Below are 6771 nucleotides of genomic sequence, written 5' to 3'. Positions count from 1 at the left end.
AGGTATAGTCGATATAACTTCTTGGATAATGACAAAGCAAGTCATATACTGTCTTTACGCCTAATTTCTCATAGCATTCGGCACGCTTTTCGCCGACGCCTTTTAAATATTCTATTGGTTTCTCAAGATCTTTTAACAAATCCTCACCACCTGTCAGCTTTTACTTCACTTAATACGATTATATCATACATCACATAAAAGGTCAATGACTTTTATTCAAATCATACATATTTACGCCATTTTTCCTGCACGTTTTGCATTTTTGCACAAAAAAAGAACAGATGAAAAAATCATCTGTCCTTGATAAAAACTATATGTTATTATATTTTCTCGCCAAACTCAGAATACTCAATAGAAGCTCTGATGAAATCTCTGAACAGAGGGTGCGCTCTGTTTGGTCTTGACTTGAACTCTGGGTGGAACTGAACACCAACGAACCATGGGTGTACATTCTTTGGAAGCTCTACTATCTCAACAAGCTTTTCGTCAGGTGAAAGACCTGCAAGCATAAGACCCTTATCTTCAAGAAGCTTTCTGTATTCATTATTGAACTCCCAACGGTGACGATGACGCTCACGGATAAGATTCTGTGGTGCTGAATAAATCTCAGCACATCTTGAATTGTCTGCAAGCTTGCATGGATAAAGGCCAAGTCGCATCGTGCCGCCCTTTTCTGTGATATCTTTCTGTGAGTCCATGATGTCTATAACAGGATATGGAGTGTCACCAAACTCGGAAGAATTTGCCCCTTCCAGTCCTGCAACGTGTCTTGCGAACTCAACAACAGACATCTGCATACCGAGGCAGATACCGAACATTGGTATCTTATGTTCTCTTGCATATTTGATAGCTTCGATCATGCCCTCGATTCCTCTGTCACCAAAGCCGCCCGGTACGATTATGCCGTCGCAGCCGTGGAGCATTTCAGCTACAGTGTTCTCATTGAGATTTTCAGACTGTATCCACTTGATATCAACTTCTGCACTGTTCTCAAAACCGCCGTGACGGAGAGCTTCTGCTACGGAAAGATAAGCGTCCTCAAGCTCAACATACTTGCCAACAAGACCGATAGTTACTTTCTTGTTACAGCTATGAACTCTGCCTATCATTTCCTGCCACTCTTTAAGGTCTGGCTGTCTGCACTCAAGCTTAAGATGATGACAAACAACATCTGCAAGGCCCTCTTTTTCAAGCCAGAGAGGCACTTCATAAAGTGATGGTGCTGTAAGATTCTGTATAACGTCCTCTGCTCTTACGTTGCAGAAAAGACCTATCTTCTGCTTCATATCCTCTGGTATCTCCATTTCAGAACGAAGAACAAGGATATTAGGCTGGATACCGATAGAAAGCAGTTCCTTTACGGAATGCTGTGTAGGCTTTGATTTAAGCTCCTTTGAGCCTGAGATATAAGGCAGCAGGCACACATGTATAAATACGGAATTTTCTCTTCCAAGCTCGATAGAAGCCTGTCTGATAGCCTCGAGGAATGGTGTGGACTCGATATCGCCAACTGTTCCGCCGATCTCTGTGATAACTATATCTGTGTCAGTTGATTTGCCTACTCTGTAAAGACGATCCTTTATCTCGTTGGTGATATGAGGAACGACCTGAACTGTGCCACCAAGATAATCTCCTCTTCTCTCCTTATTAAGAACTGTCCAGTATATCTTACCTGTGGTAACATTTGAATTGATAGAAAGATTTTCGTCGATAAATCTCTCATAGTGACCAAGATCAAGGTCAGTTTCCGCACCATCGTCAGTTACGAAAACTTCACCATGCTGATAAGGTGACATTGTGCCTGGATCGACATTTATATACGGGTCAAATTTCTGAATGGTAACGCTGTAGCCCCTTGCTTTTAACAATCTTCCCAGTGACGCAGCGGTTATGCCCTTTCCAAGACCTGATACTACACCGCCTGTTACAAAGACATATTTTGTAGGCATATCATTTCTCCTCCATATATCAAAAATAAAACACAAAAAAATCAGGTGAGATCATGTGGACACAACTCACCTTTTCGCTCTTACTAATATCATAACAAATTTTTATACAAAAGGCAAGTGTTTTTTCTATTTTTCTCTGAATTTTTTATAAATTATCAAATAGCTGCAATAATCTCTTGTAAAATTGTTATAAATTAAAGCGGTTTTATTTGATTTTATAAAAATTGATGTAATTTTAAAGTCAAATTCGTACGAAATTTATGTTGTAATTTGAGGTAAAATAGTATATACTATTATTGTATTATGCTTAAACGAGCTATAGACTTCCGGCTTGCTGACTTTAATCGGAAACGAGGTTTATTTTATGGACAACGACAACAAGAACACCTCCAACACTCAGGGAGATAAGGATTTACAGTCGCTAATATCCAATGCAATAGAAAATAGAAAGATACTTGATGCTTCAAACTCAAACGGACCTACGGGGGTCATACCTATCCCCTCAAAGGAACAGCAGAAAGCTGATCCGACACATGAGTCTGATTCAAAGCAGGATAAGACGCCAAAAAAGAAAAGAGGCTGGAGCAAGAAGAAAAAGACGGGTATTGCTCTTGGAATAATATTTGTAGTATTCATTATTATAATTGCCATTATCGTAGGTTTGTTTTTCCACTACACAGGAATGCTTGACAGAACTAAAGATACTAAGATAAATTCAGGCAGAGCGCCTATAAATTCCAGCGAGCTTACAAGTGAGGCGGATACATTTGACGCAAAGGAAAAAGAGGACGAGCTTAAGGCTCAGCTACAAAAGCAGTCCTCCAAGATATCCAGCGAGGACGTAACGAACATTCTGCTCATTGGCGAGGATATCCGTGATACAGAAGAGGAGAGCCGTGGAAATACTGATGTTATGATGATAATTTCCATAAACACCAAGAACAAAACTATTACAATGACCTCCCTTATGCGTGATATGTACATTTACATGGCACAGTTTGACGAGGGCAACAGGCTCAACAGCGCTTACTGGCACGGTGGCTGTGAGTATCTTGAACAGTGTATTGAGGATTATTTCGGTATCCAGATAGATAGATACGCAAGAGTGAATTTCTACTCGTTTATAGATATAGTTGAGACTGTAGGTGGTATCGACATGGAAGTGTCAAAGGCTGAAGCCGAGGGCATGAAGAAGCCGATGGCTGAACAGAACAAATACCTTAAAAATAAAAAAGGCACCGACTATATAAGCGACGACATATTTGCGGGCAAGAGTGATGAGGATAAGGTAAAGCTTCATCTTAACGGAAATCAGGCACTTGCGTTTGCAAGGCTTAGATATGTAGGGAATTCCGACTATGAGCGTACCGAACGTCAAAGACGTGTTATCTCAGAGATAATAACCGAATCCAAGAAGCTCAATCTTGTTCAGCTTGACAAGCTTCTGAACAAAGTCCTTCCTGAGATAAACACAGACCTTACTGATGGTGAGATCGCAAATCTGCTCCTCAATGCTTTTGACTATATGAAATATGATATCCAGCAGCTTAGAATACCTGCTGACGGCTATTTCACAAACGAAGTCATCTATAGCATGGACGTGCTTAATCCGGACTTTGCCGCAAACTCTGCGTTCATTCAATATATAGTTTACGGCAGTTGTAAAAACATTGACGAAGCTATCAAGCAGTATCAGGAAGAAAATGCTTACAACTACAGCTATGATACTGGGTATTACGGCTACTAACTGAATAATTGATATCCGCTTTCCTTTTGGGAGGGCGGATATTTTTTTGCTTCGTGCAAAAAATATAAAAAAAATAGTTGACAAATACCCATAAGGGGTATATAATATATATGTTGCAAAAGATACCCCATAAGGGTATTTGATATAGTAAGGAGGCAAAAAAACATGGACAACAGAAATGATAAAGAACTGTCATGCGGCTGCTGTGATACTTGTAGGCACAAGCACACTCCCCGTGATGATAAGGAAATAAAACAGCTAAAGAATAGGCTAAGCAGAGTTTCGGGACAAATAAACGGCATTATCAAAATGCTTGACGATAACCGCTACTGCGGAGATATACTCATTCAGGTTGCAGCGGTTGAAAGTGCAATGCAAAGCTTCGGCTATCTTATTTTGCAGGAACATATGAAGACCTGTATGACAGAGGAGATACAAAGTGGCAACACTGAAGTTGTCGATGAAGTATTAGAGCTTATGAAAAAGCTTAAATAGAAAGGCAAATATCTATGAAAAAGTTGAAATTCAATGTAACTGGCATGAGTTGTGCGGCGTGTCAGGCTCATGTGGAAAAGGCTGTGAGTAAGGTTAATGGCGTAATGGACGTAAACGTGAACTTGCTTGCAAACAAAATGACGGTGGATCTTGACGAGGGCGTAACTAACGCTCAGGCGGTCATAAATGCTGTTGAAAGTGCAGGATATGGAGCAAGCGAGATAGGCGACAAAGAAAACAAAACTGCATCACCTGTTGCGGCGGCTCAGGACGAAAGTAAAAAGATGAAGAAACGCCTATGGTGGTCTGTGGGATTTTTGATACCGCTGTTCTATATTTGCATGGGACACATGGCGAACATACCTGTCCCCCCTATTTTTGTAGGGCACAAAAACATGATGATATATGCACTCACTCAGCTTTTGCTCACAGTGCCTATCATTGCAATAAACTTTCACTATTTTTCAAACGGCTTCAAAAATCTTATCCACCGCTCTCCTAACATGGACAGCCTTATAGCTCTTGGTGCGGCGGCTTCATTCATATACAGTGTTTACGGCACTTACAGAATGGCTTACTTTATGGGCAGGGGCGACCTTGGCTCGGCACATGAGTATATGATGAATCTATATTACGAGTCATGCGGCATGATACTCACTCTCATCACTGTGGGAAAATATCTTGAGGCTCGCTCAAAAGACAAGACGGCTAATGCTGTAAACAAGCTTGTGAGCCTTGCGCCTAAGACGGCAGTTGTTATCCGTGACAGCGAGGAGGTGGAAGTTCCTGCGGAAAACGTAATGGTGGGAGATGTATTCCTGCTCAAAGCTGGCTGGTCTGTGCCATGTGACGGAGTTCTTATTGATGGAAACTGCGCGGTTGACCAATCTGCACTCACAGGCGAGAGCATACCTGTAGACAAGGCAGTGGGTGACAGAGTTATGAGTGCAAGCGTATCGGCTGGCGGTTTTGCTAAGGTAAGGTGTGAAAAGCAAGCTAAAGACTCAACACTTTCACAGATAATCGCACTGGTTGAGGACGCTTCCGCTTCAAAAGCGCCTGTAGCAAGGCTTGCAGACAAGATAAGCGCTGTGTTCGTGCCTATAGTTATAACGATAGCTCTTATTTCACTGGTAGTATGGCTGCTACTTGGCTATAGCTTCGCATTTGCTCTTAACATGGCAATATCAGTGCTTGTTATATCTTGCCCATGCTCATTGGGACTTGCAACGCCCACTGCAATAATGGTAGGAACGGGTAAAGCGGCACAGTTCGGTATCCTAATAAAATCCGCTGAAAGCCTTGAAACTGCTCACAGCATTGACACTGTTGTTCTTGACAAAACAGGAACTTGCACAGAAGGCAAGCCTGAGCTTATTTCAGCGCAAGCGTTTGGTGATTTTGATGTTTCAGAGCTTAAAAAGCTTTGTGGCTCGGCAGAAAGCGGTTCATCACACCCACTTGCAAAGGCTGTTACAGGTCACTGCAAGACAAATGGCATTGAACTCTCCCCTGCTGAAAGCTACACAGAAACAGCAGGCGGTGGTATATCGGCTGTTGTTGAGGGCAGAGACGTTCTTATCGGTAACAAGCGGCTTATGGACAACAGTGAAGTTGACATATCGATGGTTGAGGAGACGGCTCATGCTCACGCTGACAATGGTGAGATACCACTTTATGTAGCGATCGACAACAAGTTTGCAGGCATTCTGTTCATTGCAGACAAGATAAAAGAGACAAGTGCAGAGGCTATAGAGGGCTTCAAAAAGGCAGGCATTGAAACTGTAATGCTCACAGGGGACAACGAGAAAACGGCTAAAGCAATACAGAAAAAGCTTGGCATTTCACAGGTAAGATCACAGCTTATGCCTGAGGACAAGGCTACGATAATCAAAGAATTGCAGGAGCAGGGCAAAAAGGTAGCCATGATAGGCGACGGAATAAATGACGCTCCTGCCCTTACAACGGCAGATGTTGGAATAGCTATCGGTGCAGGACAGGATATTGCTATCGATTCGGCTGATATCGTGCTAATGAAAAGCGATCTGAATGATGCTGTTACGGCTGTCAAGCTCAGCAGGAGCGTTATGAAGAACATCAAGGAAAACCTTTTCTGGGCACTTATTTACAACTCGCTTGGTATTCCGCTGGCGGCAGGAGTATTCTACGGCTTGCTTGGCTGGAAGCTCAATCCTATGTTCGGTGCAGCGGCAATGAGTTTAAGCTCAGTTTGCGTTGTGACCAATGCGTTAAGGCTCAATCTTTTTAAAAGTGGCAGAGAAAACAAAGCCGCAAAGGCTGAAATAAAAACTAAAACGGAGGACGAAAAAATGAAAAAGGTAATGAAGATCGACGGCATGATGTGTTCACACTGCACAGGCACAGTAACGAAGGTGCTTAATGCGATAGACGGCGTTACAGCAGATGTTTCCCTTGAGGACAAGTGCGCTTACATCACACTTGACAAGGACGTGGCTGACGAGGTGCTTTCTAAGGCGGTGACGGACGCAGGGTATAAGGTAAAGGGGATAAAGTAACGCAGATATTTTATCTCACGCATAGTAATTGCGTATATGTAAA

Annotated in this window: 5 protein-coding genes; 3 read left to right on the top strand and 2 right to left on the bottom strand. The window is 42.4% G+C overall.

Features of this window, described 5'->3' with window-relative positions:
• The coding region (locus tag QVO88_RS01640; RefSeq protein WP_288177704.1) for a hypothetical protein at positions 1-139 on the bottom strand (139 nt) is incomplete at its 3' end.
• Positions 140-320: 181 nt separating this feature from the next.
• Positions 321-1949 (bottom strand): CTP synthase, encoded by a 1629-nt coding sequence (locus tag QVO88_RS01635; protein ID WP_022286793.1) that lies wholly within the window; start codon positions 1947-1949, stop codon positions 321-323.
• A gap of 364 nt (positions 1950-2313) precedes the next feature.
• Between QVO88_RS01635 and QVO88_RS01630 the strand changes: the two genes are divergently transcribed.
• From QVO88_RS01630 to QVO88_RS01620, 3 genes are all read left to right on the top strand, one after another.
• Entirely contained in the window at positions 2314-3696 is a 1383-nt protein-coding gene (locus QVO88_RS01630) for an LCP family protein (protein ID WP_022286792.1), read from the top strand.
• A gap of 165 nt (positions 3697-3861) precedes the next feature.
• Positions 3862-4191: a metal-sensing transcriptional repressor gene (locus QVO88_RS01625; protein ID WP_022286791.1), complete on the top strand. Its 330-nt coding sequence runs from the start codon at positions 3862-3864 to the stop codon at positions 4189-4191.
• Positions 4192-4205: 14 nt separating this feature from the next.
• Positions 4206-6728, top strand: a complete 2523-nt coding sequence (locus QVO88_RS01620) for a heavy metal translocating P-type ATPase (protein ID WP_022286790.1) — start codon at positions 4206-4208, stop codon at positions 6726-6728.
• The last annotated feature ends 43 nt before the right edge of the window (positions 6729-6771 follow it).

Origin of the sequence: Ruminococcus sp. CAG:57, assembly GCF_000435935.1 — a bacterium.
GTDB lineage: Bacteria > Bacillota > Clostridia > Oscillospirales > Ruminococcaceae > Hominimerdicola > Hominimerdicola aceti.
Note: the sequence above shows the minus strand (reverse complement) of the source record. Positions and strands in the feature narration are given on the sequence as shown.